This window comes from Streptomyces sp. NPDC001508 (genome assembly GCF_040298665.1).
GTDB lineage: Bacteria > Actinomycetota > Actinomycetes > Streptomycetales > Streptomycetaceae > Streptomyces.
Window position 1 is genome coordinate 155028 of sequence record NZ_JBEPAP010000009.1, and the last position, 24580, is coordinate 179607.

At 70.9% G+C, this 24580-nt stretch carries 23 protein-coding genes and 1 pseudogene; 11 read left to right on the forward strand and 13 right to left on the reverse strand.

Annotation, left to right across the window (positions count from 1 at the left end; genetic code table 11):
- Window positions 1-44: 44 nt before the first annotated feature.
- The 6 genes from ABT245_RS11870 to ABT245_RS11895 are packed head-to-tail and all read left to right on the forward strand — an operon-like array spanning window position 45 to window position 5771.
- Window positions 45-1142: an ABC transporter substrate-binding protein gene (locus ABT245_RS11870; RefSeq protein WP_351732003.1), complete on the forward strand. Its 1098-nt coding sequence runs from the start codon at window positions 45-47 to the stop codon at window positions 1140-1142.
- A 3-nt stretch (window positions 1143-1145) separates the two neighbouring features.
- Window positions 1146-2024, forward strand: a complete 879-nt coding sequence (locus ABT245_RS11875; protein WP_351732005.1) for an ABC transporter permease — start codon at window positions 1146-1148, stop codon at window positions 2022-2024.
- Window positions 2021-2812, forward strand: a complete 792-nt coding sequence (locus tag ABT245_RS11880) for an ABC transporter permease (protein WP_351732008.1) — start codon at window positions 2021-2023, stop codon at window positions 2810-2812. Before ABT245_RS11875 ends, ABT245_RS11880 begins: the two co-directional genes overlap by 4 nt.
- Window positions 2802-3974: an ABC transporter ATP-binding protein gene (locus ABT245_RS11885; protein WP_351732011.1), complete on the forward strand. Its 1173-nt coding sequence runs from the start codon at window positions 2802-2804 to the stop codon at window positions 3972-3974. The genes ABT245_RS11880 and ABT245_RS11885 overlap by 11 nt, the downstream gene beginning before the upstream one ends.
- Window positions 3971-5374: an NAD(P)/FAD-dependent oxidoreductase gene (locus ABT245_RS11890; protein ID WP_351732014.1), complete on the forward strand. Its 1404-nt coding sequence runs from the start codon at window positions 3971-3973 to the stop codon at window positions 5372-5374. Before ABT245_RS11885 ends, ABT245_RS11890 begins: the two co-directional genes overlap by 4 nt.
- A gap of 16 nt (window positions 5375-5390) precedes the next feature.
- Complete coding sequence (locus ABT245_RS11895) at window positions 5391-5771, forward strand: cupin domain-containing protein (RefSeq protein WP_351732016.1); 381 nt, start codon at window positions 5391-5393, stop codon at window positions 5769-5771.
- Window positions 5772-6121: 350 nt separating this feature from the next.
- Here ABT245_RS11895 and ABT245_RS11900 read toward each other — a convergent pair whose 3' ends face one another.
- Window positions 6122-7045, reverse strand: coding sequence for a LysR substrate-binding domain-containing protein (locus tag ABT245_RS11900; protein ID WP_351732019.1), 924 nt, complete (start codon window positions 7043-7045; stop codon window positions 6122-6124).
- Window positions 7046-7225: 180 nt separating this feature from the next.
- On the opposite strand from ABT245_RS11900, the gene ABT245_RS11905 reads away from it, so the two are divergent.
- Window positions 7226-8749, forward strand: a complete 1524-nt coding sequence (locus ABT245_RS11905) for an MFS transporter (protein WP_502982112.1) — start codon at window positions 7226-7228, stop codon at window positions 8747-8749.
- Window positions 8750-8768: 19 nt separating this feature from the next.
- Here the strand turns inward: ABT245_RS11905 and ABT245_RS11910 are convergent, their stop codons facing one another.
- The 11 genes and pseudogenes from ABT245_RS11910 to ABT245_RS11960 form a co-directional block, all read right to left on the reverse strand.
- Complete coding sequence (locus ABT245_RS11910) at window positions 8769-9398, reverse strand: carboxymuconolactone decarboxylase family protein (RefSeq protein ID WP_351732024.1); 630 nt, start codon at window positions 9396-9398, stop codon at window positions 8769-8771.
- 21 nt (window positions 9399-9419) lie between these two features.
- Window positions 9420-10685 carry an extracellular solute-binding protein gene (locus ABT245_RS11915; RefSeq protein WP_351732027.1) on the reverse strand — a complete coding sequence of 422 codons (1266 nt, stop codon included), beginning with the start codon at window positions 10683-10685 and terminating at the stop codon, window positions 9420-9422.
- Window positions 10686-10726: 41 nt separating this feature from the next.
- The gene (locus ABT245_RS11920; protein WP_351732029.1) at window positions 10727-11542 is read right to left on the reverse strand and encodes a carbohydrate ABC transporter permease; all 816 of its coding nucleotides are present in this window, start codon (window positions 11540-11542) and stop codon (window positions 10727-10729) included.
- Window positions 11539-12453, reverse strand: coding sequence for a carbohydrate ABC transporter permease (locus ABT245_RS11925; RefSeq protein ID WP_351732032.1), 915 nt, complete (start codon window positions 12451-12453; stop codon window positions 11539-11541). Before ABT245_RS11925 ends, ABT245_RS11920 begins: the two co-directional genes overlap by 4 nt.
- Window positions 12450-13541, reverse strand: coding sequence for an ABC transporter ATP-binding protein (locus tag ABT245_RS11930; protein ID WP_351732034.1), 1092 nt, complete (start codon window positions 13539-13541; stop codon window positions 12450-12452). Before ABT245_RS11930 ends, ABT245_RS11925 begins: the two co-directional genes overlap by 4 nt.
- A 1-nt stretch (window position 13542) precedes the next feature.
- Entirely contained in the window at window positions 13543-14583 is a 1041-nt protein-coding gene (locus ABT245_RS11935; protein WP_351732037.1) for a succinylglutamate desuccinylase/aspartoacylase domain-containing protein, read from the reverse strand.
- The gene (locus tag ABT245_RS11940) at window positions 14580-15422 is read right to left on the reverse strand and encodes a phytanoyl-CoA dioxygenase family protein (RefSeq protein ID WP_351732040.1); all 843 of its coding nucleotides are present in this window, start codon (window positions 15420-15422) and stop codon (window positions 14580-14582) included. Before ABT245_RS11940 ends, ABT245_RS11935 begins: the two co-directional genes overlap by 4 nt.
- A 20-nt stretch (window positions 15423-15442) precedes the next feature.
- Window positions 15443-16585, reverse strand: a complete 1143-nt coding sequence (locus ABT245_RS11945; protein WP_351732043.1) for an aminotransferase-like domain-containing protein — start codon at window positions 16583-16585, stop codon at window positions 15443-15445.
- A gap of 188 nt (window positions 16586-16773) precedes the next feature.
- Window positions 16774-17418: an aminotransferase class I/II-fold pyridoxal phosphate-dependent enzyme gene (locus ABT245_RS11950; protein WP_351732046.1), complete on the reverse strand. Its 645-nt coding sequence runs from the start codon at window positions 17416-17418 to the stop codon at window positions 16774-16776.
- Window positions 17352-17720: pseudogene (locus ABT245_RS11955) on the reverse strand (aminotransferase class I/II-fold pyridoxal phosphate-dependent enzyme); the annotation flags it as partial. The gene ABT245_RS11950 and the pseudogene ABT245_RS11955, both read right to left, overlap by 67 nt.
- A 175-nt stretch (window positions 17721-17895) precedes the next feature.
- Entirely contained in the window at window positions 17896-19497 is a 1602-nt protein-coding gene (locus ABT245_RS11960) for an alkaline phosphatase family protein (RefSeq protein ID WP_351732048.1), read from the reverse strand.
- Window positions 19498-19679: 182 nt separating this feature from the next.
- On the opposite strand from ABT245_RS11960, the gene ABT245_RS11965 reads away from it, so the two are divergent.
- The 3 genes from ABT245_RS11965 (at window position 19680) to aroA (ending at window position 22903) form a co-directional block, all read left to right on the forward strand.
- A complete protein-coding gene (locus tag ABT245_RS11965; RefSeq protein WP_351732051.1) occupies window positions 19680-20564 on the forward strand; it encodes a MurR/RpiR family transcriptional regulator in 885 nt (294 codons plus the stop codon).
- A gap of 11 nt (window positions 20565-20575) precedes the next feature.
- Complete coding sequence (locus ABT245_RS11970) at window positions 20576-21247, forward strand: HAD family hydrolase (RefSeq protein ID WP_351732054.1); 672 nt, start codon at window positions 20576-20578, stop codon at window positions 21245-21247.
- A gap of 312 nt (window positions 21248-21559) precedes the next feature.
- Window positions 21560-22903: a 3-phosphoshikimate 1-carboxyvinyltransferase gene (gene aroA / locus ABT245_RS11975; protein ID WP_351732056.1), complete on the forward strand. Its 1344-nt coding sequence runs from the start codon at window positions 21560-21562 to the stop codon at window positions 22901-22903.
- 45 nt (window positions 22904-22948) lie between these two features.
- Here aroA and ABT245_RS11980 read toward each other — a convergent pair whose 3' ends face one another.
- Window positions 22949-23782, reverse strand: coding sequence for a helix-turn-helix domain-containing protein (locus ABT245_RS11980; protein WP_351732059.1), 834 nt, complete (start codon window positions 23780-23782; stop codon window positions 22949-22951).
- 112 nt (window positions 23783-23894) lie between these two features.
- Here ABT245_RS11980 and ABT245_RS11985 point away from each other — a divergent pair, with 112 nt between their 5' ends.
- Entirely contained in the window at window positions 23895-24488 is a 594-nt protein-coding gene (locus ABT245_RS11985; RefSeq protein ID WP_351732061.1) for an NADPH-dependent FMN reductase, read from the forward strand.
- Window positions 24489-24580 lie beyond the last annotated feature (92 nt).

Consider the following 24580-nt stretch of genomic DNA (forward strand, 5'->3'; position numbering starts at 1 on the left):
GCTCATCCCTGGAGTCAGTCATGCCCGGAATATCACACAAAATCATGGGGTGTACCGCTGCCGTCGGTGCCCTGCTCCTGACCCTCACCGGCTGCGTCGGCACCAGCCCCACCTCGGCCGATGTCGACCTCGGCCCCGGGCCGGCCCAGGCGGGCAAGGTCAAGAAGGGCGCGCTCGACGGTGTCACCCTGACCTTCACCTCCTACGGCGGCATCTTCCAGGACGGCCAGGAGGCCGCCGCGGTGAAGCCGTTCGCCGCCGAGTCGGGGGCGAAGCTGCTCTCCGACGGCCCCACCGACTACACCAAGATCAAGGCCCAGGTCGACGCCAAGAACGTCACCTGGGACGTGGTGGACACCGACACCCTGTGGGCCGAGCGCCAGTGCGGCAAGCTGTTGATGCCGCTCGACACCACCATCGTCGACACCTCCAAGCTGCCCAAGAACATGCGGGGCAAGTGTTCCGTGCCGGCCATGAGCTACGGCGTGGTCCTGATGTACGACAAGAAGAAGTTCGGCAGCAACCCGCCGAAGGGCTGGGCGGACTTCTTCAACACCGCCAAGTACCCGGGCAAACGCGCCGTACCCGGCATCCCGTCGGACGCGTCCCCGGGCGCGCTGGAGGCGGCCCTGCTCGCCGACGGGGTCGCTCCCGACCAGCTGTACCCGCTGAACGTCGACCGGGCGCTGAAGAAGCTGACAAGTGTCCGCTCCTCCATCGTCTTCTGGGACACCGGTGCCCGCTCTCAGCAGTTGCTGGAGTCCGGCGAGGTCTCCATGGCCATGGTGTGGTCCGGCCGCGCCTACTCGGCGGTCAAGAACGGGGCTCATTTCGCACCGCAATGGAACCAGTTCCTGCCGGTCTCCGACTCCATCGCCGTCCCCGTCGGCGCCAAGAACCCCAAGGCGTCCATGGCACTGATCAACTACTACCTCGGCGCCGCCCAGCAGACCAAGCTCACCGAACTGACCTCCTACTCGCCGATCAACACCGACTCCCGCCCCAAGCTCGACAAGCTCGGCTCGCAGTATCTGACCACCACCCCCGAACGGCAGTCCCAGGCACTCAAGGTCGACAGCGCGTGGTGGGCGAAGAACCAGGAGCAGATCATCCAGAAGTGGTCCGACTGGCTGGCGCGGTGAGCGATGACAGCCCTGATCGACATCGCCTCCCCGGCCACCGGCAGCCGGCCCCGCAAGGGCGCCGACGGCCGATGGGGATGGCTGCTGCTGCCCGCGGTGGTCCTGCTGGCCGTGCTCTTCCTGGTGCCGCTCGGCCTGATGATCTGGCGCAGCGTCACCGAGCCGACGCCCGGCGCGGGCAACTACTCCTGGTTCTTCACCAGTGACGTCGCCCTCGCCACCCTGGTCCGCACGCTGACCATCGGTGCCGTCGTCACCCTGGTGACACTGGTGCTCTCCTACCCGTACGCCTACCTGATGACCGTGGTCGGCGCCCGTGCGCGGATCTGGCTCACCCTGCTGGTGCTGCTGCCGTTCTGGACCAGCCTCATGGTGCGCACCTTCGCCTGGGTGGTGCTGCTCCAGGACAACGGCCTGGTCAACCAGCTCCTCGGCACCGTGGGCCTGGGACCACTGCAGTTGATCCGCACCCCCGCCGGGGTGGTGATCGGCATGTCCCAGGTGCTGATGCCCTTCATGGTGCTGCCGCTGTTCGCGGTGATGAGCGGCATCGACCGCCGGCTCCTCGACGCCGCGCAGGGCATGGGCGCCCGCCCGGCTACCGCGTTCCTGCGGGTCTTCGTGCCCCTGTCGCTGCCCGGCGTGGGCGCCGGCTCCCTGACCGTGTTCATCACCTCGCTCGGCTTCTACATCACCCCGGCACTCCTGGGCTCGCCCGACCAGGCGCTGATCTCGCAACAGATCTTCACCCAGGTCAACGGGCTGCTCGCCTGGGGCCGCGGCGGAGCGATGGGCGTGGTGCTGCTGGCGGTGACGCTGGTCCTGCTCGCACTGGTCGGCGTCGTCCTGCGACTGACCCGTGCCCGGGGAGGAGCCCGATGAGAACCGGAATCGCGCGGATCGCGCTCTGGGCGTTCAGCGCCCTGGTGGGCTGCTGGCTCATCGCGCCGACCCTGGTGGTGATCCCGCTCAGCTTCACCGACAAGGCGTCCCTGGTGTTCCCGCCGAGCGGCTGGTCCACCCGCTGGTACTCCAACTTCTTCACCAACCGCCAGTGGACCGATGCCATGCTCGCCTCGCTCCAGATCGGCGCCCTCGTCGCCCTGGTGTCCACCGTCCTCGGCACCGCCGCCGCGATCGCGCTCACCCGGTCCGCATCACGCTGGGTGAAGACGTCGTACGGCCTGCTGCTGGCACCCATGATCGTGCCCACCGTGGTGGTCGGTATCGGCGTGTACGCGCTCTTCCTCCAGTACAACCTGCTGGGCACCCTGCTCGGCTTCGTCACCGCCCACACCGTGCTGGCCCTGCCGTTCGTGATCATCCCGGTGACCGCGAGCCTGCGCGGCTTCGACCGGCGCCTCGAGGACGCCGCGCTGATCTGCGGCGCCAACCGGTGGGCCGCCATCCGGCAGGTGACCCTGCCGCTGATCGCCCCCGGCGTCGTCTCCGGTGCGCTGTTCGCCTTCGTCACCAGCTTCGACGAGGTCGTGGTCTCGCTGTTCATCCAGAGCCCCTACCTGCAGACCCTGCCGGTCCGGATGTTCGCCAGCGTGACCCGGGACACCGACCCCACCATCGCCGCGGCCGCCACCCTGATCATCGTCTTCACCACGGTGCTCGTACTGGCCGCCACCTTCGCCACCGCCAGGAGGAACCGTGTCCGCTGAGACCCGCCTCATCAAGGCGCGCGGAGCCCGCATCGAACTGACGCAGGTGCGCAAGGAGTACGCGGACTCCGTCGCCGTCGACGACGTCTCCCTGGTCATCGAACCGGGCGAGTTCATGACCCTGCTGGGCCCCAGCGGCTCCGGCAAGACCACCACCCTCAACATCATCGCCGGGTTCACCACCGCCACCTCGGGCACGCTGACCATCGGCGGCAGGCAGATGCAGGACCTGCCACCGCACCGGCGTGACATCGGCATGGTCTTCCAGCACTACGCGCTCTTCCCGCACATGACCGTCGCCGAGAACGTCGCCTTCCCGCTCAAACAGCGCAAGGTGCCGAGGGCCCGCCGCGCCGAGATGGTCGAGGCGGCCCTGGAGACGGTGCGGCTCACCGGCTACGGCCACCGCAGGCCGCGCGAACTCTCCGGCGGCCAGCAGCAGCGGGTCGCGCTGGCCCGGGCCGTGGTGTACGAGCCGAGCGTGCTGCTGATGGACGAGCCGCTCGGCGCACTCGACAAGAAGCTGCGCGAATCACTCCAGATGGAGATCAAGCGGGTGCATCAGGAGGTCGGCTCCACCTTCGTCTTCGTCACCCACGACCAGGACGAGGCACTGGTCCTGTCGGACCGCATCGCCGTCTTCGACGACGGCGGCATCCAGCAGGTCGGCACCGCGAGCGAACTCTACGAAAGGCCCCGCAGCCTCTTCGTGGCCGAGTTCCTCGGCGAGTCCTGCACCGTCCGGGGACACGTCGAACCGGACGGCGACGACTCCTTCCTGCGCGTCGGCGACCGCACGGTACGGGTCGCAGGCCGCGCGGCCCCGGGTCGAGCGGCCGCCGTCGTGGTCCGCCCCGAGCATGTGCGGGTGCAGCAGGCCGAGGCGCCGGTCGCCGCCGGGGTCAACGCACTGCCCGCCCGGGTCACCCAGGAGATATACCTGGGCTCCGGCCGCAAGCTCGAACTCACCCTGCCCGACGGCACGGTACTGCTCTCCCGCGAGCAGGCCGACCGGCTGTCCGGCGTCCGCCACGGCGACGAGGTCACCGTGGTCTGGGACGTCGAGCGGGGCGTCCTGCTCGACGATCCCACCGGCACCACCCGCCCATCCACTTCCGGTGACCGGGTCCCGGTCCCCACCGTGAAAGAGAGCGGACGATGAGCGTCACCCTCACCACCAGCCCCACCTTCGTCAACGGCGACGTCTCCTTCTGGTTCCGGGAAGGCGGCGTCCCCTCCCGCCGTCCCGCGCTGCCCGGCGACCTCGACGTCGACGTCGCACTCGTCGGCGGCGGCTTCACCTCCCTGTGGACCGCCTACTACCTCAAGCAGGCCCAGCCCGACCTGCGGATCGCCGTCCTGGAGAAGGAGTTCGCCGGCTTCGGCGCCTCCGGCCGCAACGGCGGCTGGCTCAGCGCTGAGCCGCCCGGCCAGATGCGCCGCTACGCCAAGTCGCACGGCCGGGAGCCGGCCGTCGCCCTGCAACGCGCCATGTTCTCCTCCGTCGACGAGGTCATCCGGGTCGCCACCGAGGAAGGCATCGAGGCCGACATACAAAAGGACGGCCTGCTGCACGTCGCCACCAACGACGCGCAGCAGCGACGGCTGCGCGAGCAACTGCCGTCACTGCGCGCCGAGGGCTGGAGCGAGAACGACCTGGTCGAACTCGACCGTGACCAACTCGCCGACCGGGTCCGTATCGCCGACGCCCGCGGCGCCCACTGGAGCCCGCACTGCGCCCGTATCCAGCCCGCCAAGCTGGTGCGGGGCCTGGCCGATGTCGTCGAGCGGATGGGCGTCGCCGTCTACGAGGGCACCGAGGTCACCGAGATCCGCCCCCATGCGGCGGTCACCGCGCACGGCACCGTCCGGGCGACCCATGTCATCCGGGCGCTCGAGGGGTTCACCGCCGGGCTGCGCGGCCACCGCCGGGTCTGGCTGCCCATGAACAGCAGCATGATCGTCACGGAGCCGCTGCCCGCCTCCGTGTGGGAGGAGATCGGCTGGCGCGGCGCCGAACTGATCGGCGACGAGGCCAACTCCTACTGCTACATCCAGCGCACCGCCGACGGACGTATCGCCATCGGCGGGCGCGGTATCCCGTACATGTTCGGCTCCCACGTCGACCATCGGGGCGAGACCCGCGCCGCCACCCAGTTGCAGTTGCAGGCCGTCCTCAGACAGCACTTCCCGGCCACCGAGGGCGTCGCGGTCGACCACAGCTGGTCCGGGGTGCTCGGCGTGCCGCGCGACTGGTGCGCCACCGTCCACCTGGACGAGCGCACGGGACTCGGCTGGGCCGGCGGCTATGTCGGGCACGGCGTGACCACGACCAACCTCGCCGGACGCACCCTGCGTGACCTGATCCTCCGTCAGAAAACCGATCTCACGCGGCTGCCCTGGGTCGACCGTACGGTGCGCGGCTGGGAACCGGAGCCGCTGCGCTGGCTGGGCGTACGCAGTCTCTACATCGCCTACCGCGCCGCCGACCGGCACGAGAACTCCGGCCTGCGCCGCACCTCGTTCATCGCACGTGCCGCCAATGTCATCAGCGGCCGCTGAAAGGAGCCTGACCCGCATGGACACCACCGTCGGCGTTCCGTCCGTCGCCTTCCTCGACGACGCGGCGAACACCGACCTGCCTCCCGCGAGCCCCAAGCCCACCAGCACCACCGGCCAGCGGGAGACCACCCGCACCCTGTGGCAGTCGCCCGACGGGCTGGTGGAGGTCGGCGTCTGGGAGTGCGGCCCCGGCCACTTCACCGCCACCCGCGACGGCTACGACGAGGTCTGCCAGGTGCTGACCGGCTCCGCGACCATCCGCACGGAGGACGGCGAGGCGGTGGAGCTGCACCCCGGCTCCACCCTGGCGATGCCGGCCAGTTGGCGAGGCACCTGGCAGGTCCATGAGACCCTGCGCAAGATGTACGTGCTGCGCGCCCACCGGACCGGTGCATGACCCTTTGTCCCGTACGGGGGCCGGGTGTGGCCCGGTGAGCCACGACACCCGGCCTTCATTCAGGACGCCCTGTCCGTCCCGCCCGGGGCGCCGTTGAGATGCCGCGCCACGGCCTCACCGGCGCCGACGTCGAGAGCTGTGTCGCGGCCCTCCGCGAGTCGGCCTGATGTGCAAGGATATGGCGGCGCGGACCTCGCCGTCCTCGACCGGGACGTCTTCGCCCCGGACACGGACATCGCGGAACATCGGCGCTCAGTCCGGTCGCGGTGGAGGCGGTCCACACGGAGCGAACGCGGGGCGTCGCGGCTGTTCTCCGCAGTACCGGGCCCCCCGCGACCCCACCCGGCCGACTACGGGCGGGTCGCGGTGACCGCCGCTCCCGTCGACTCGGCCGGCCAGTGACGATCCTCGCCGATGGAACGGATCGGGTTGGCGTGCGTCAGGATGGCCGTGGTCAGCGCTTCCACGGGTTCGGCGGGAGCGTGCGGGTTGGTCAGCAGGACGAGGTCGATCTCGCCCAGCTCGGGCAGCCCGGCACCGGCGGGTAGCTCGACGAGGTCTCCGGGCAGCAGGCTGCGGGGAAAGATGGCGACGCCGAGGCCGGCGCGGGTGGCGGCGAGCACGGCGTTGACCCCGCGCACCGTGCAGACCACACGGTGCCTGATGCCCGCCTGCTCCAGCGCCTGCACGGCCAGCGCCCTGCTGGGGCTGGGCGCCTGATACACGATGAGCGGCACCGGCCGTTGTTCGTCCCACAGCAGCCCGGTGCCCTCGACGGCGGCCCACACCAGCCGGTCCCGTCGCACCAGCCGGCCCCGCCCGTCTCCGGCAGTCGTCTTGAGGAACGCGACATCGACATGGCCGGATTCCACGCGGCGTTGCAGCTGCACTCCTTGGGACACGGTGAGGTCCAGGGTGACACCCGGGTTGAGATGCCGGAAACCCCGCAGGATCCGCGGCACCCGGGTCAGTGCCAGATCGTCGGTGACTCCGAAACGCAACCGGCCGCGCACGCCGGTGCCGCTGAAATAGTCCGTCGCCTGGGCGTGTGCCGCGAGGATCGAGCGGGCGAAGCCGACCATCGCCTCCCCGTCGACGGTCAAGGTCACACTGCGGGTGTCCCGGATCAGCAGCGGCCGGCCCACCGCCTGTTCCAGCTTGCGGATGTGCTGGCTCACCGTGGGCTGGCCGAGGCCCAGGGCCGCCGCGGCCTGAGTGAAGCTCAGCGATTGGGCCACTGCCAGAAACGTCCGTACCTGCTCAGGAGGAAACACCCTCCGAGGTTAGAGCCGACTCATTGTCATTCGCAATGAGAATTATTGGATCGATTCCCTTTCTCAATTGCCGTCGTGGCCCCAACGATGGAAGCGCACACCCGGCCAACTAAGGAGGCGTGCCGCGTGACCAGGGCGGCCGACGGACGCGAGCATCCCGATACCCCATCGATACGACCCATTCCACGCACGACGGAGGTTCCCGGCGCGGGCAGCACCGAGCCCGCAAAGGGCGCCGAGGAGCCACAGAATCCCGCACCCGGCAAGCGGGGCGCCGTCGTCGCCGCGCTCATGCTGGCCATGGGGCTGGCGGCGCTCGACTCCACCATCGTCTCCACCGCGGTTCCGCAGATCGTCGGCGACCTCGGCGGCTTCTCCTCGTTCTCGTGGCTGTTCTCCGGCTACTTGCTCGCCGTGACCGTTTCCCTGCCCGTCTACGGGAAGCTGTCGGACATCTTCGGCCGCAAACCGGTGCTCGTCGTGGGCGCGGCGTGTTTCCTGCTCGGCTCCCTGCTGTGCGCCGCCGCCTGGAACATGGCGGCGCTGATCGCCTTCCGTGTCGTCCAAGGACTCGGGGGCGGCGCCCTCCAGGGCACGGTCCAGACACTCGCCGCCGACCTGTACCCCGTGGCGGAGCGCCCCCGGATCCAGGCCAGGCTCTCCACCGTCTGGGCGGTGTCCGCGATCGCCGGTCCGCTGCTCGGCGGGCTCCTCGCCGGCTACGCCGACTGGCGCTGGATCTTCCTGGTCAACCTGCCGGTCGGCTCGCTGGCCCTGTGGCTGATCGTCCGTCACCTCCATGAGCCGGGCCGCCGACCGGGCCCACGCCCGCCCATCGACTGGGCCGGCGCGCTCAGCGTGTTCGCCTGCGGCGGCGTGCTGCTCACCGCGCTGGTGCAGGGAGGGGTGGCCTGGCCGTGGCTGTCGGCGCCGTCCCTCGCCCTGTTCGCCACCGGACTGGCTCTCGTGGCGCTCGTGGTCGTCGTCGAGCGGCGGGCCGCCGAGCCCATCATGCCCGGATGGGTATGGCGCAGCCGCACCATCGCCACCGTCAACCTGGCCCTCGGCGCTCTGGGCCTGCTGGTGGTCGCCCCCAGCCTGGTCCTGCCCACCTACGCCCAGTCCGTACTGGGGCTCAGCCCGGTGGCCGCCGGGTTCGTACTGTCCGTCTGGACGCTGAGCTGGCCGCTCTCCTCGGCCGTGAGCCAGCACGTCTACCGGCGCATCGGCATCCGCAACACCGCGATGCTCGGTGTCGGCGCCGCCACCTTGATCCTCTTCGCGTTCCCCCTCCTGCCCTACCCGGGCCGGGCCTGGCAGCCGACGGTCCTGATGCTGTTGCTGGGCGCCGCGCTCGGCCTGTTCAGCCTTCCGCTCGTGGTCGGCGTCCAGTCGGCGGTGGGGTGGTCGCAGCGGGGCACGGCCACCGCCTCCGTCTTCTTCTGCCGGCAGACCGGTCAGACCATCGGCGCCCCCCTCTTCGGCGCGATCGTCAACGGGGTGCTGTCGGCGCGGCTCGGCGGCACGAGCGACCTCGACTCGGTGACGGCGTCGATGGACGCCGGAACCGCGCCGGAGGCCACCCGGCAGGCCATCGCGGACGCCGTGCACGCCGTCTACCTGGGCGCGGGATGCGCCGCGGCACTGGCGTTCCTGGTGGTGCTGTTCCTGGCACCGCGCCGCTTCCCCGTCCTCACCGAGTGACCGACGACGCTCTCGTCGGTCACTCGGCCGTCGTCTCCCGCGCATCGCCGTGGGCCGCGTGCGAAGGCCCGGTCATGGGCCGCAGGCTCAGCGCATGGCTGATGCGCGAGGTGGCGACGAACCGCGCGGCCAGGTGGATGACCGCGACCAGACCCCGGTCGTCGAGGTGTGCTCCGGCCGCGGCCAGGGCGGGCGCCGGAGGCGACGCGTACACCACGGCGAGGGTCAGCCTGCGCACCGCTTCCCCGGCCGCGGTGAGGCCGCCGACGGCGCGGCCCTGGGCCGCGCCGATCCACGCCTCGCTCATGCCGTGCGCGCGGGCCGCGTCCAGGTACTGGACACGTTCGTACTCGTTGCCGAGCGCCTGGTGGGTGGCGAGGGCCACGATCAGCACATGCGCGGGATCCAGTGCCGCCTTGAGCTGCTCCGTCATCTCCAGCAGTGCCAGGACGGCGCCCGGATGGTGCAGGCCCACGGCGAGGAACCCGTTGATGTAGCCGAGCCGGTCCGCCCGCTCGGCGAGCCGGTCCCGCAGTCCGTCGGGCAGTTGGGCCACGACCGCGGCCAGGTCCACGGGTTCGGGCCGTGCCTCGTCGCCGAGCCCCCGGTAGGGCACCGTTGCCCAGTCGACTTCGTTTCGGTCAGGCATGTCAGGTCTCCATGGATCGGTTCAGGCGAGGAGGGCTTCGGCCCGGCGCGCCGCGTCATTGAGCGCCTGCCGTGGCTCCTTCGCGCCGGTGAGGGCGGCGTAGATGTTCTGCTGCAGCAGGTCGTTGATCTGAACGGCCCGCAGGCCGGGGAACTGGAAGCGTTGCGCGAGGTCCGGGACGGAGTCGAGCGCCGGCCTGCGGTACGGCTGTTCCTTGATGACCGGTCCGAGGTACCGGGCGCCGGTCGCCCGCACGTTGACGGGGATCTCGCCGGTGTTCGTGCACAGCTCGGTCTGCCCGGGGGCGCTGATGAGGGCCTGGATGATCTGCCAGGCGGCCCGCTGTCGCCCCTTGTCCTTGGTGAAGATCACCAGTGATCCGCCGCCCGGTGGCAGTCGCCGGGTGCCGCCGTCCGGGATCGGGACCACGGCCGTCCGGCAGTCGAACGACGCCTCCTTGGCGTAGCGCACCGGCTTGGTGGACGGGCCGAAGACCATGGCCGCGTCGCCGCGGAGGAACGCGTCGTCCATCTCCAGGGTGGTCGTCGGGGTGCTGAGCTTGTCGGTGATCAGGTCACGCCAGTAGGTGAGCACATCGACGCCGGGACGGTCGGCGAAGGTGATGCGCCGTCGCCGCGCGTCCATCAGGGATCCGCCGGCCCAGCCGATGAAGTTCTCGAACGTCCAGTTGGAGTCCGCGTTGTAGGAGTGCAGCACCCCGTAACGCGCGGCCCGCCTGCTCACCACGGCGGCCGCGGCGGACCGCATCTCGCGCCAGGTGGCCGGCGGCCGGTCCGGGTCGAGCCCGGCCTTGCGGAAGGCATCCGCGTTGTACGAGAACACCATCGCGCCGAGGCTGTAGAGGGCGGCGACCGTGTGCCCGCCGTACTGGTTCACCCGCCGGAACGGCTTGATGTAGTCGTCCGGCCGGAAATCGCCCTGCGCCATCAGGGGTTCGAGGGGTTGCAGCAGGCCGGCCGCGGCGTAGGTGAGGACGGCGTTGGCCCCCACTACGGCCATGGCCGGGGGAGTACCGGCGGCGAACGCGGTGGCCAGCCGGCCGTCGACGTCCGTCCAGTTGCCGCCGGCGCCACTGAGCTGAAGCTCAACAGAGATGCCGGTGCGCCGGGTGAAGTCCGGGCCGAGGGTGGCACCGACGGCCTGCGCGCGGACGCCGCTCGGGACGAGGAACCGCAGGGCGTCGGACGTCTCGCGGCCGCAGGCGGTCGTGACCGCGGCGGCCCCCGCGGCCAGCAGCAGGGTCCGTCGGGAGACGATGCTGGTCATGGCTGTGCTGTCCTTGCGTGGATACGGAATACGGGCCACGGCTACTCACCGTCGGCGGTGAGGACGAGTCCGCGGACGAGGTGCCGCTGGACCAGGAGGAAGCAGACGAGCAGCGGCAGCGCCGCCAGCGCGGCGATCGCCAGTTGCACGCTCAGCGGTACGGTGCTCTCCGGTCCGGAGACCCCGGCCACCGCGTACGGGACGGTCGCGACGCGGTCGGTGGTCAGGACGACCGACGGCCAGTACAGGTCGTTCCAGTGCGAGACGACGCTGAACACACCGGCGGCGACCAGAGCGGGACGCACATGCGGCAACACCACCCGCCAGAGCATCGCCACCGGACCGACCCCGTCCAGCCGGGCGGCGTCGAACATGCTCACCGGGATGGCGAGGATGAACTGGCGGAACAGATAGATGCAGAACCCGCTGCCGACGCTCGGCAGGATCAGGGCCAGATAGCTGTCGAGCAGGCCGAGGCCCGAGAGCAGGAAGTAGATCGGGATCGCGGTGACCTGGACCGGGATGACCAGACAGATCAGCACGAGCTTGAAGGTCAGCCTTCGGCCGCGGAACTGCCAGCGCGCCAGCGCGTACGCGATCGGCAGCGACGTCACCACTTGTGCCGCGAAGATCGCTCCGGTCACCAGCACGCTGGTGCCGTACACGCGCGGCCAGTCCAGCGCGGCCCAGGCGTCGCGGACATGGGCCAGGGTGAAGTGCCAGGTCAGCTGCCCGCTCAGCGGGTTGCCCGCGAGGAACACGCCCGCGAGCATCAGCACGAAGGGCCCGAGCATGATCACGCCGCCGGCCGCGACCGCCGTGTGGACACCGATGCGGCGCCGCATCGTCGTGCTCATCGCGCACCCGCCTTCTCCAGTCGGCGTCCGCCGGCGAGGTACTGCGCGGCGACGGTGACCAGTACCAGACCGAGGAGGACGGTGTTGACGATCGAGCCGCTGCCGATGTCGAGATAGCTGACGCCGTACCGCCATTGCAGGTCCGCCAGGGTCTCGGTCGACCCCAGTGGTCCGCCGTCGGTCATCACATGCACCTGGTCGAAGACACGGAGCGCGTCGCGGGTGGCGATGATCAGGGCGAACATGGTCGACGGCCCGAGCGCCGGCCAGGTGATGTGCCAGAACCTGTGCCAGGGCCCGGCGCCGTCGAGCCGGCCGGCCTCGTGCAGGTGCTGCGGCACGCTGGACAGGCCGGCGAGGAACATCACCATCGACGAGCCGATCCCCGCCCAACTGCCGATCACGGCGATGGCCGGCAGCGCGAGCGTGGTGGAGTGGAGCCAGTCGGTGGCTCCGGTCAGCCGCCCGATGGTGGAGTCGACCAGACCCGTGTCGGGGTAGAACAGCCAGCGCCACACCACCGACATCGCCGCCATCGTCGCGATCGTCGGCAGGAAGTACACCGTGCGCCACAGTCCGCCCCAACGGGGCAGGGCGTGGATGCCGAGCGCCGCGAGCAGACTGAGGCCGACGATCACCGGTACCGTCAGCACGGCGTACAGCAGGGTGTTGACCGTGGCCTGCTGCAACTCGGGGGCGGTCAGGATGCGGTCCCAGTTGCGCAGCCCCACGAAGCGGATCGAGCGCGTGAGCGGTTGGTAGTCGAACAGGGTCAGCACCATCACCGTGCTCAGCGGCACGATGAAGAAGATCATCAGGAGGCTCGCGGCCGGCGTCACCAGCAGCGCGGGTACATACCGCCGTGGGGCCCGCAGTCGCCGCGGGGCGGAGGTGTCGAGCAGTGCGGTCATGGGCAGCGCACCCCGTCGGCGGTGAAGTAGTGCAGATCGGACCGCCGCACGTGCAGCGCGATCTCCTCGCTCGGCCGGATGTCCGCCGGTACCCGCATCCGGGCGCTCCGGCCGCCTATGTCGAGGTGGACGAGGCGGTCGCGCCCGCGCAGTTCGGACATGAGGACCTGACCGCGCAGGTCGATGTCGTCCCCCTCGCCCGTGCCGACCCGCAGGTGGTCCGGCCGGCAACCGACGGTGGCGGCCCCGGGCATCGGGTGGGTCGCGAACGGTCCTTCGGCGGCGAAGATGTTCATCCCGTCGAGGAAGGTGGCCACGAAGGTCGTCGCCGGGGTCCGGTAGACGTCCTCGGGGGGTCCGGCCTGTTCGATGCGGCCCCCGCGCATGACGACCAACTGGTCCGCGAGGGCCAGGGCCTCGACCTGATCGTGTGTGACGAACACGACCGTCATGCCGAGGCGCCGCTGCAGCGTGGCGAGTTCGGTGCGCATGGTGTCCCGCAGCGCCGCGTCGAGGTTCGAGAAGGGTTCGTCCATGACGAGCACCGCGGGGTCGCGGACCAGGGCACGGCCGATGCCGACCCGCTGCCGCTGCCCGCCGGACAGCTCGCTCGGCCTGCGGTCGAGCAACCCGTCGAGACGCATCAGTTCGGCGGCCCGCAGGGCGCGTTCGCGGCGGGTCGCCCGGTCGATCCGCCGCATCCGCAGCGGGAACTCGATATTGCCGAGGACCGTCTTGTTCGGGTACAGGGCGTAGTTCTGGAAGGCCATCGCCACACCGCGGTCCTCGGCGGGGACCTCGGTGACGTCGGTGTCGCCGATCTCGATCCGGCCCGCTGTGAGCGTCTCAAGACCGGCGATGCAGCGCAGCAAGGTGGTCTTGCCGCAGCCGCTCGGACCGAGCAGCACCGTGATGGATCCGGCGGGCACGGTGAGGTCGACATGGCTGAGGGCGTCGGTCTCGGAGCGGTCGAACCGCTTGGTCGCCGCGGACACCCGCACCGCCGACGGTGTCGGCGCCACGGTGGCGCCGGCGGCCGTCGAGGACGCGGTTCTGCGGGTGGCTCTGGCCGGTGACTTCAGTTCCATGTCACGCACCGTCTTCCCACGGTCGGCCCAGCACGAAGACGAAGTCTCCGAGGCCCGTGCGGGCGGGGATGCGCCGTGCGAGCACGACACCGTCGCAGGGGGACACCACGGGCTCCGGCTCCCGCCACGGCGCGGTGGTGTAGCGGATCAGACCGACGACCTGACCCTGGCTGACCTGGTCCCCCAGCGACACCAGAGGCTCGAACAGTCCGCGTTCGGTGGAGCCGGCGTAGATGTACTCGTGTGCCGGTGTCCGGTGCAGCATCGTCGTCGTGGCGGGTGGTTCGGTGGTGAGCGGCGTCCGCAACAGGCCGACGTGGTGCAGCAGCCGCAGCACGCCGTGCTCGGCGAGCCTGACCTCCTCGCGTCCGACCGACGCGCCACCGCCCAGCTCCGTGGACAGATGGAACACGCCTGTGCGCCGGCAGGCGCCGATCAGCGAGGCATCGCCGCCGGTGGAATGATCGATGATCATCGAGTTGGGCATGCCGAACGCCCTCAGCATGTCCAGGGAGCGGGCGAACCTGTCCGGGTCGTCCGACCGCGCGACCACGGCGACGGGGAGGTATTCACCCGTTTTGCCGCCCGAGTGCAGGTCGAAGGCGAATTGCACGCGGGGCAGGATGTGGCTCTCGATGAAGTGGGCGATCATCTCCGTGGGCTGGCCGTCGGGCCGGCCCGGGAAGTTGCGGTTGAGGTTGCCGCCGTCGAGCGGGGAGGTCCGCTGGTCCGCCGCCACAGCGGGTGCGTTGGCGGCGGGAAGGACGATGAGCTGGCCGGTGAGATCGGCGGCCCGCAGCCGCTGCAGCAGCCGCATCAGCACCACTTGACCCTCGTACTCGTTGCCGTGGTTGCCGGCCATGAGCAGCACGGTGGGTCCGTCGCCGTTACGCAGCGACACGATCGGGATGCCCGTGTAGCCGTAGCCGGCTTCCCCGTCGGATGTGGTGTGCACGGCGAGCGGCAGCCGCAGATAGCCGTGAGTCTCCCCGTCGGCGTCCAGGTCGATGTCGGTGAAGATCCGGGTTGGTGCGGTGGTCATCGGTCACTCCTCGTCGAGTCGGTCTGCGCGGCGATGGCCGCCTTGCGCCGCTGGGCCTCGCCGACGACCTCGTCGTAGAAGGCGGATGCGGCCGGGTCGAAGTCCGCGGTCGGTCGCGGTTCCGGGCGGAAGTGCCCGTAGCGGTCGGTGCCGCGGACCAGCGTTGCGCTGTCCTGGAAGCCGGTGGTCTGCCGGACGTGCGCGGCGACATACCGGATGGTGATCCCGCACCGCCGCACGTCCGATGTGTTCGGCAGGGAGCCGTGCACCAGCATCGTGTGATGCAGCGAGAACTCGCCCGGCTCCAGTTCGAGGTCGACGGCGGTCGCCTCGTCGACGTCGACCTGGACCTGCTGACCGCGGCTGGCCATGTTGTCGGCGGCGAACGTGTCGGTGTGCCGCAGCTGGCCCGCGGTGTGGGTTCCGGGGACGACACGCAGGCAGCCGTTCTGCCGGTTGCTCGGGGTCAGCGCCACCCAGGCGGTGACGACGCTGGGCTCGGACAGCCCCCAGTAGGTGGCGTCCTGGTGCCAGGCGAGGAACCCCGGGTCGTGGGGTTTCTTGTCGAAATGGCCGGTCGCCCAGGCCAGGATGTCGGGACCGAGCACGTCCTCGACGGCGTCGAGAATCCGCGGCTCGCGCATGAGTTCGTCGAGCCACGTCATGAGGAGGTGCGGTTTGACCTTGGCGCGCGCCCACAGACCGGGATGGTCGGCCTCCAGCCGGTCCATCCGGTCGCGGTAGCCGGCCGCGGCGTCGGCGTCGAAGGCGCGGACCGGGCATACGTAGCCGTCGCTGCGGTAGCCCTCGACCTGTGCGTCGGTGAGTACTTTGGGCATCTTCCGGGTCTCCTTGGTGATCAGCGGTGCCAGGCGTGCCGGACGGCGGTGAGGCCGCGCTCCAGGGCGGCGCGGTCGGGCGGCGCGCCGACACCGAACCGGACCGCCTCGGGGGCGGTGCCGGCGCCGAAGTAGAAGGTGTCGCTGGTGCCGATGGACGCGCCCGCGGCGAGTGCGGCGGCGGCGAGTTCCTGAGCGGTACGGCCCGCAGGGAGGGGCAGCCAGACGTGCAGCGACTCGGGCGTCGTGCGGTGGTCGATCCCGGCGAGCGCGTCCGTCACCAGTTCGTGGCGGGTGCGGGTCTCCTCCCGGACCGCGTCGATGATCGCGGTGGCCCCGTCGTCCTCGACGAGGCTGCTCATCACGGCGGCGTTGATCGGTGCCACCATCCAGTAGGTGCTGCGGACCCCGGGCCAGAACCGTGCCTTGGCGGACTCCTCGTCCGGCGTGACGACGTAGGCGACCTTCAGCCCGGCCGCGATGCTCTTGGCGGTGCCGAGCACATACCAGGACAGTTCCGGCAGGTATGCGGACAGCGGCGGGGGCGCGTCCGTGGGGAGCAGGCTGTAGATGTCGTCCTCGATCACACACACGCCGTACCGACGGCAGACGTCGGCGATCGCGCGGCGGCGGTCGGTGCCCATGGTGACGGCGGTGGGGTTCTGCAACGTCGGCATGGTGTACAGGGCGGCGGGCCGCCGGGTCCGGCACACCTGCTCGAACGCCTCCGGATCGATGCCCTCGCCGTCCATCACCACGGGAGCCACGTCGATGCCGAGGGTCTGGACGAAGGTGCGGATCGTCGGGTAGGTCAGTTCCTCGACGGCGAGCAGCCCGCCGCGGGGAACCAGGCCCGAGAGCAGTTGGATGAGGATGCTCTGGGTGCCGTTGGCCACGACGACCCGCTCCGGGGCCGGCGTCGTGCCCAGGCGCCGGGCGGTGAACGCGGCACCGGCGGCCCGATCACGGTCGGAGCCGCGGTACTGGTGTGCGCCGATCAGACGGGACGGCGACCGCCGCGCGAGCGCGGAGTCGAGGGCCGCACCGTACCGTGCGTCGAACACCTCCGGTACGTCGGGCGGCAGGTTGCCGCTCATGAAGACGGGGCTCTCACGGCGGCGCAGATCGTCGGGGTTGTGGTCGGAGACGATGAGTGAGGTCACTGGAGGCACCTTCCTTGAGGTCGGATGGCCCGGGCGTGGGCGAGGTCGGTGAGCCGCCGGAAAAGACCGGGGCGGGCGCGGCCCGGCAAGGGCCGCAGGAGCGCGGTGCACGCGTGGACGAGGGCTCCCGGCTGGTTGCGGAAACCGGTGGGTTCCCGGCGCGAAGGCCGAGGTGTCCGGGCGGGCGGTCAGCCGGCCCAGTCGTTGAGGACGTCGGCCGTGAGCCGCAGTCCCTTGCGCAGTTGTGCCTCCTCGACGGCGAGGCTCAGCCGCAGGTGTCCGGGCGCGCCGAACGACGTGCCCGGCACGGTGACGACGCCGGCGCTCAGCAGCCGGTCCGCCACCGCGATGTCGTCGGGGTGGAACCGGCGGGCGCCGGGTAAGACGTAGAACGCGCCGTCAGGGGGTGTCTGGTACAGGCCGAGGGGTTCCAGGACGCAAGCGCACAGACGCAGCCGGTCGCGGAGGGTCGCACGGAAGCCGGCGCTGACATCCGGCCCGGTGAGCGCGGCCGCCTGCGCGATGCGGCCGACGTTGGAGGTCGTGTGGGACTGGACGGCGGTCGCCGCCTCGATGACATGCTCGGGGCCCGACATCCGGCCCGCCCGCCAACCGGTCATGGCGAAGGACTTGGAGACACCGCCGATCGTGACGAGCCGGTCGGCCATGGCCGGCTCGACCCGTCCCGGCGCCGTGACGGGCCGGAAGCCGAGGTCGACACAGGTTTCGTCCGACACGATCCAGATGCCGTGGCCGGCCGCCCAGGTCACTGGGGCGCGCGGCTCCGACGGGTCGTGGACCAGGCCGGCGGGGTTGTTCGGCGAGCACAGCACGATGGCCCGGTCGGCGGCGGCCGGGCCGCCGCCAGGGCGTCCGGGATCACTCTCAGCTCGCCGGTGGACGGCTGGACGGCCACCGGACGGCCGCCGGCGAGCCGGACCGACGAGGGGAGGGCCACCCGGTACGGCGCCGGGTTCAGCACCTCGTCGCCCGGCTGGAGCAGCGCCATGAACGTGTTGAACAGGGCCTGCTGCGCACCGTTGGTGACCAGCACCCGCGATCCGTCGAGGGGAGCCGCGGCCCGTGGGGTGAGCCGGTCGGCGACGGCTTGGCGCAGGTCGTCCTCTTCGCCGGTCGGTCCGTAGTGTGGTACTCCGGCTCGTACGCGGCGTCCACGGCCGCGGCGACGATGTGGGCGGGCGTCGGCAGGTCGAGTTCGCCCGCCGAGAAGTCGAGGACGTCGACGCCCTCACGGCGCAGCGGCGGCGCGTTGGCGCAGTGCGGCGGTCGGGGACAGGGCGGCCACGGGCCTATTCCCCGTTTCCCGAGTCGGCCTGCCGCCCCGCGGCGGCCGGTTCGGCAAGGCCCCGCTGCGTGGGATCGCGCTGCTCGGGCGGCGTCCCCTGGCCCGATACACCGCCCACCAGGTAGGAACGGCCCCCGGCCCGGCGCACGACGAGGGATGTGTCACCGCGCCTGATCGTCCGTTCTTCCACGAGGAGTTCGGGGCTGTCGGTGGCATCGCGCAGCGACTCGGTCAGGACCCGGCCGTCGATGTCGTCGAGCGGCGCACCGGTGACGAGCGTGTACGCGGTCGCGGCGATGTCGGCCGGCCCCGCGGGCTCGGTGCGCCGGGTGCGCATCTTGAAGGCCGGCCCGTGCAGGATCAGTGGAATACGCATGTCGGCCGGGTGCACGGTGCCGTGCACACCGCGGTACGGCCGGGTTCCGGAGGCCCGTGCGGCCAGGGCACGGGCCGGCGGGTCCGCGGGCCCGCGCTGGTCGGCCGCTTCGGTGCGCATGGTGATGATCAGGTCCGGCGTGAACGGTGAGTCTCCGCTCACGGCCGACGACAGCGGGAACGCGCCGTCGGGGCAGTGGGCGTCCGCGCAGAAGACGGGTCCCGCCCAGGGCTCCTGGACGATCCGGGCGGCCATGGCGGCCCGCAGGTGCGGTGCCGTGCCGGGCTCGAAGTAGCCGAAGACGGCGCCGCTGTTGAACGTGGGCACGAATCCGTTCGGGGGCAGCCCGGAGCGTTTGGCGATCAGGTCCAGTGTCTCGGTCAGCTCCAGCGACTCGATCGTGTCGCAGAAGCCGTGGTCGGCGGTGACGATCAGATTGCACTCGCGGCCCGTGTCGAGCACGGCGGTGTGCAGCGCGCGTACGGCCTGGTCGGTTCGCCGGATCGCCTCGGTGCTGGCCGTCGACGTCAACCCGGTGGCGTGGTGGGCGGTGTCGGGTTGCCCGGACCAGAAGACCAGCAGGTCGGGAGCCTGCTTCGTGATCGAGACCACCCCTGCGGCGACCGCCCATTCCAGCGCCTCGTCGTCGGACGCGGGGCGCGGCCCCAGATCCTCGATCGCGGCCCTGACACCGGCGGGAACGGACCGGTGGACCTCGGGCTCGGGACCGACCGAGGCGATCCTGGTCCCGTGTCCGGCGTCGCTGCCGGGATTGAGCAGGTAGGTGCAGCCGGCCGAGCCGTTGCCGACGACCACGGCGGAGCGTCCCGACCTGCTGAGCCGCTCCGCGACGGACGCCTGCGGCATGGCCCCGGCGTCGCGCAGTCGGCGCACGTCATCGGCGACCCCCGTGTCGATATGACCCAGCTCGGGATGCCACACCCGGTTTCCGAAGACCCCCGTACGACCGGGGTGGCATCCCGTCGCCAGCGTCGCGGCGTTGGTCCGGGTCAACGCGGGGAAGGCGGCGACGGCGTGGTCGTAGGAGCAGCCCTCGTCGGCCGATCGCGACAGGAACGGGGTGGTGGAGGCATGCAGAGCGGCCGGCCGGAGGCCGTCGATGACCGCGATCAGGGTGAGTGGTGTGGCAGGAATCGATCTCTCCTTCCTCAGGGGCCACCGCGGGGCACGCCGCGCTGGGTGGCCGTCCGGTTCAGGGTCCGTCGGCACTGCTGCCGCCCTGTGCCGGCGGTGCCAGGCTCAGAGGCGGGAATGGCGTGCGGACCAAGCCGGGGTTACCGGGGGATGAACTATCCAACTAATCCGGGAGATCAGGATGGATTATCCATTCCGTGCTAGTCTCCTGCCCGCATCGACAGTCGATCTGTGTTCGCACGGCGAAATGAGGCCTCGTGGTTGCAGCCAAGTCGTCCCTGGTGAGCGGCGAATTCGTCACCCGTGCCCAAGCGGCGCTGCCCAACCTGGGCGCCACGGACAAGCGGGTCATCGAGCTGATCCTCGGCGACCCCGAAGCTGTCGTACGCGGCTCGGTGACCGAACTGGCCCAGCGGGCGGGCGTCGCACAGTCCTCCGCGGTCCGTGCCTGCCAGCGCATCGGCTACCGGGGCTACCAGGACGTCAAGCTCGCCATCACCCGCGATCTCGCCCAGCAGGGCGAGCAGGAGCAGGAACTCGCCCATGAAGAGGGGATAGACGGCCGGACCCCGGCCGGCGAGATGCTGGATCGCATCCTGCGCCGCAGCGGCCGGGCCCTGGTCGACGCGACACAGACCGTCGATCCCGAACTGCTGTCCCTCACCATCGACCGCATGGCGGTGGCCGCGCGCGTCCTCGTCGTCGGGAACGGGACCTCCGCCGCCCCGGCCCACGACGCCGCCTACCGGTTGTCCGCGCTCGGCCTCGTGACGACGTACCCGACCGATGTGATGGCCCAGCATCTGGCCGCACGCCATCTCGACGACTCCTGTGTGTGCCTGGTCATCAGCCACACCGGTGCCAGCCGCGAGTCGCTGCTGGCCGCCGAGGCGGCCCGGGCGGCGGGCGCCTTCGTCGTCGCCGTCACCAGCTTCACCAAGTCCCCGCTGACCCGCGTCGCGAACGCCGCGCTGATCGCGGGAGCGCCCGAGCACGGCTTCCGACTCGAAGCCATGGCAAGCCGCCTCGCCCACCTGGGCATCGTCGACACGCTCTTCGTCGGCATCGCGGTCCGCCGCCCCAAGGCGTCCACCAAAGCACTCGACGTGATGGCCGACATCACGATCGAACACTCCCTGTAGAAGGAACACCTGTGTCCCACCATGACAGCTCCCGAGCGATAGACCTGGCCGTCCTCGACATGGCCGGTACCACCATCGCGGACAACGGCACCGTCGAACGGGCCGTGGACGAGGCCCTGTACCTCGCCGGCCTCGACGCGATCACCCCGGAAACGCTCCGCCCCCTGCGCGGCATGGCGAAGACCGACATGTTCAACCGCCTGACGCCCGACCCCCACAAGGCAGCCGAAGCGCACCGCGCCTTCGTCGACCTCATGCTCAAGGCGGTGCTGGCCGGTGAACTGACCGCGAAGGACGGAGCGGAGGACGTCCTCGCCGGGCTGCGTGAACGCGGTGTGCGGACCTGCCTCATGACCGGCTTCGACGCCACGGTCCAGGACGCACTCCTCGAAACCCTCGGCTGGCGCGACCTGATCGACCTCACCGTCGCCCAGTCCGGAACACTCCGGGGCCGCCCCTACCCCGATCTGATCCTGTCCGCGGTCATCCAGCTCCGCATCGACGCGGTCCAGCGCGTCCTCGTCGCCGGTGACACGGTCAACGACCTGCTTGCCGGCACGCGTGCCGGAGCCGGGCACGTCATCGGTGTCCTCGGCGGAGCGCACGACCGTGAACAACTGCGGACCGCACCGCACACGGTCATCGCGGCCGGCCTGAAGGACGTGCTCGACAATCTTTCTTAAGGGCGGGTCCGGCTCTTGGGGGCAGGTACGGCTCTTGAGGGCAGGTACCGCGGCGGTATCCCGCCCAGGTGCGTTCCGAGCGAGCCGCCCCGTCCGCCGGCGGACGGCGGCCGCGCAGTTCACTGATCACCACGCTTGAAGATCCTCAACAACCGGGACACCCATGCACTCGCCCCACCGCCCAGCGCGGTACGACTTCGACGATCGCCGCGACGCCGGCTCACCGGTGGCCGGGCCGCCGCCCATGGCGCCGGCCGCCGCCCGGCGGCCGGCCGACGAGCCACCGAGCGTGGGAAGGACCGGCACCGAGGCATGAACAACGAACTCTCCTCGCCGCACAGCGAGAGGCACAGCGAGGGGCGCAACGAGAGGCACAACAAGAGGCCGCGGCGCTCGGATGGCGAACGCCTCTCGGAGGGCGGCTACCGGTTCGAGGACGCCCCGGGGTCGAAGTCCATCACGGCACGCGCGCTGTTCCTGGCTGCCGCGGCCCGAGGAACGACGGTGCTGCACAAGCCGCTGGTCGCGGACGACACCGTGGGGTTCGCCGAGGGCCTTGCCACGCTCGGCTACCGACTGGACCGTACGCCGGACCGGTGGACCGTCCAGGGCCGCCCCCAGGGACCGGCCACCGAAGAGGCGGCGGTGTTCTGCCGCGACGGCGCCACCACCGCGCGATTCCTTCCCGTGCTGGCCGCGGCCGGTCACGGGGTCTTCCACTTCGACGCGTCCGCCCAGATGCGCCGCCGCCCCCTCGGTCCGATCACCCGGGCACTGCGCGCCCTCGGTGTCACCGTCATCCACGAGGAACGGGAGGGCCACCACCCGCTGACGGTATACGCCGACGGGATCAAAGGAGGGCACGTCACGCTGGACGCCGGACTGTCCTCCCAGTTCCTCACCGCGCTGCTGCTGGTCGGTCCGCTCACCGAGCGGGGGCTCACCATCACCGTCACCGACCTGGTGTCCGCGCCCTACGTCGACATCACGCTGGCCATGATGGAGAGCTTCGGGGTGCCCGTGCACCGCGACGGGGACACCTTCACCGTGCCCGCCCGGCCCTACACGGCCACCGGCTACAGGGTCGAGCCGGACGCCTCCACCGCCAGTTACGTCCTCGCGGCCGCCGCGCTCACCGGCCGCCGTGTCACCGTCCCCGGACTCGGCTCGGGCAGCCTCCAGGGCGATCTGCGCTTCGCCCAGGTGCTCGCCCGGATGGGCGCACAGGTCACGCTGACCGAGGACGATGTGAGCGTCACCGGAGCGCCGGGCGGACGGCTGGCCGGCATCACCGTGAACATGCGTGACATCTCCGACACCATGCCCACGCTCGCCGCCATCGCACCGTTCGCCGACGGACCCGTCCGGATCGAGGACGTCCACAACACCCGGATCAAGGAATGCGACCGGCTCGAAGCCTGCGCCGAGAACCTGCGCGCCCTCGGGGTCCCGGTCCGGCTCGGACCGGACTGGATCGAGATCCATCCTGCTCGGCCCCGCCCGGCACACATCGCCTGCCACGGCGACCACCGCATCGCCATGGCCTTCGGCATCACCGGTCTGCGCACCCCCGGTATCACCCTGGACGATCCCGGATGTGTGAAGAAGACCTTCCCCGGCTTTCACCGAACGCTGGACGACCTCCGCAATCGCTGAACCGAGCGTGGTGTCAAGACCGAGTCAGTGCGTGAGCGGGGCGTACTACGAGATGGCCCGGAGCCGGCCGTGGGGCCGGCGGAGCCGGTCGATCGCCTGGGCCGTCCGGTCGTCCGCGGGGAGGAAGACGACCAACTGCTGTGCGTCCGTGGGAAGTTCCAGCGTCTCGCGGAGCAGCTGGAGTTCCGGTCCCGCCGGGTGGTTGAGCCGGAGCACCCCGCGTGGCGGGATCGCGTGGCCGTGCAGACGGCGCGTGAAGTCGGGGCCGGCCACGGGGGCGAGCTGTGCGGTGAGCCACTCGGCGCTCTCGACGGAGGGTCCCCGCCACAGGTCGAAGGCCTGCTCGTCGGCGACCGCGTCCCAGTCCGCGAAGAACGTCCTGGCACGGGGGTCGGTGAAGACGTAACGGGTGAGGTTCGGGCCGTCGGCGTCGAGCAGCCCGGCATCGCCGGTCAGGGACGCGAATCCGCCGGTGTGTGCGAGCACGTCGCCCAGCCGGTTGGTCACCATGGCGATGCCCGGTTCCAGGAGCCGGAGCGTCTGCCGGACGGACGGTCGCACGTCCCGGCTCGGTGGGGCGGGCCGGCTGTGGGCGGAACACACACCCCCGGTGATCTTCGCGAGGTAGCGCAGATGGTCGCGCTCCGACGGGCCGAGGCTGAGCGCGTCGGCGAGCGCGTTCACCACGGCCACCGAGGGATTGCGGTCACGGCCCTGCTCGATGCGGGTCAGATACTCGACGCTGATACCGGCCCGTGCCGCGAGGTCCACGCGGCGCAGCCCCGGCGACCGTCGGCGGCCGTGATCCGGCAGCCCCAGCGACTGAGGCTGGATGCTGTCGCGCTTGGCCCGGACGAAATCCCCCAGTGGCGTGCCCATGAAGCGAGGATACGGCGCCGTCGACGGGTCGCGGCGGGCCGAGGGTGGCCCTGTGAGGGCCAGCCTCAGCACGGTCTGGTTGCGGCCGGGCGAAGGCCCGACCGTGGTCGGCATGGACAACACACACAAGCTGGTGATCATCGTCGGCAGCGTCCGCGAAGGCCGGTTCGGCCCGGTGGTGGCGGCGTGGGTCGCCGAACAGGCCCGTCTGCACGGCGGTTTCGAGGTGGAGGTCGTCGATCTCGCCGAGTTCGACGTTCCCCTGGCGCTGCCCGCCGTGTCACCGAAGGCCGCTGGCGCCGACTACCCGCGCCCGGCCGGCCTGGCCGGTCTGACGTCGGCCCTGGCGGACGCGGACGCGTTCATCGTGGTCACACCCGAGTACAACCACAGCTATCCCGCGTCCCTGAAGGCGGCCATCGACTGGCACTTCACCCAGTGGACGGCCAAGCCGGTCGCGTTCGCCAGCTACGGCGGAGCGGCGGGCGGCCGGCACGCCGTGCTGCACCTGGAGAACGTACTGACCGAGTTGCACGCCGTGACCGTCCGTGACGGTCTGGTCTTCCCGAACTACTACACCGCCTGGCAGGACGGCCGGCCGCTCGACCCCGCGGCCGCCGGATACGCCAAGACCCTGCTCGACCAGCTGACCTGGTGGGCGGCCGCACTCCACACGGCACGCGCGTCCGCTCCCTATCCGGCCTGAGCCGTGCGCCGCTGATGCCACCACACCAGCATTCACCCCATAACGGAAATAATGCTATGAACAGAAGGTGAAGTGGTTTTTACCGCCGAAAC

Bases quoted from the DNA above. Each gene is read 5' to 3' on its own strand.
- ABT245_RS11870 (WP_351732003.1), top strand. From the start codon at position 45: ATGGGGTGTACCGCTGCCGTCGGTGCCCTGCTCCTGACCCTCACCGGC.
- ABT245_RS11875 (WP_351732005.1), top strand. From the start codon at position 1,146: ATGACAGCCCTGATCGACATCGCCTCCCCGGCCACCGGCAGCCGGCCC.
- ABT245_RS11880 (WP_351732008.1), top strand. From the start codon at position 2,021: ATGAGAACCGGAATCGCGCGGATCGCGCTCTGGGCGTTCAGCGCCCTG.
- ABT245_RS11890 (WP_351732014.1), top strand. From the start codon at position 3,971: ATGAGCGTCACCCTCACCACCAGCCCCACCTTCGTCAACGGCGACGTC.
- ABT245_RS11895 (WP_351732016.1), top strand. From the start codon at position 5,391: ATGGACACCACCGTCGGCGTTCCGTCCGTCGCCTTCCTCGACGACGCG.
- ABT245_RS11910 (WP_351732024.1), bottom strand. From the start codon at position 9,398: ATGCCTGACCGAAACGAAGTCGACTGGGCAACGGTGCCCTACCGGGGG.
- ABT245_RS11915 (WP_351732027.1), bottom strand. From the start codon at position 10,685: ATGACCAGCATCGTCTCCCGACGGACCCTGCTGCTGGCCGCGGGGGCC.
- ABT245_RS11920 (WP_351732029.1), bottom strand. From the start codon at position 11,542: ATGAGCACGACGATGCGGCGCCGCATCGGTGTCCACACGGCGGTCGCG.
- ABT245_RS11925 (WP_351732032.1), bottom strand. From the start codon at position 12,453: ATGACCGCACTGCTCGACACCTCCGCCCCGCGGCGACTGCGGGCCCCA.
- ABT245_RS11930 (WP_351732034.1), bottom strand. From the start codon at position 13,541: ATGGAACTGAAGTCACCGGCCAGAGCCACCCGCAGAACCGCGTCCTCG.
- ABT245_RS11935 (WP_351732037.1), bottom strand. From the start codon at position 14,583: ATGACCACCGCACCAACCCGGATCTTCACCGACATCGACCTGGACGCC.
- ABT245_RS11940 (WP_351732040.1), bottom strand. From the start codon at position 15,422: ATGCCCAAAGTACTCACCGACGCACAGGTCGAGGGCTACCGCAGCGAC.
- aroA (WP_351732056.1), top strand. From the start codon at position 21,560: ATGAACAACGAACTCTCCTCGCCGCACAGCGAGAGGCACAGCGAGGGG.
- ABT245_RS11980 (WP_351732059.1), bottom strand. From the start codon at position 23,782: ATGGGCACGCCACTGGGGGATTTCGTCCGGGCCAAGCGCGACAGCATC.
- ABT245_RS11985 (WP_351732061.1), top strand. From the start codon at position 23,895: ATGGACAACACACACAAGCTGGTGATCATCGTCGGCAGCGTCCGCGAA.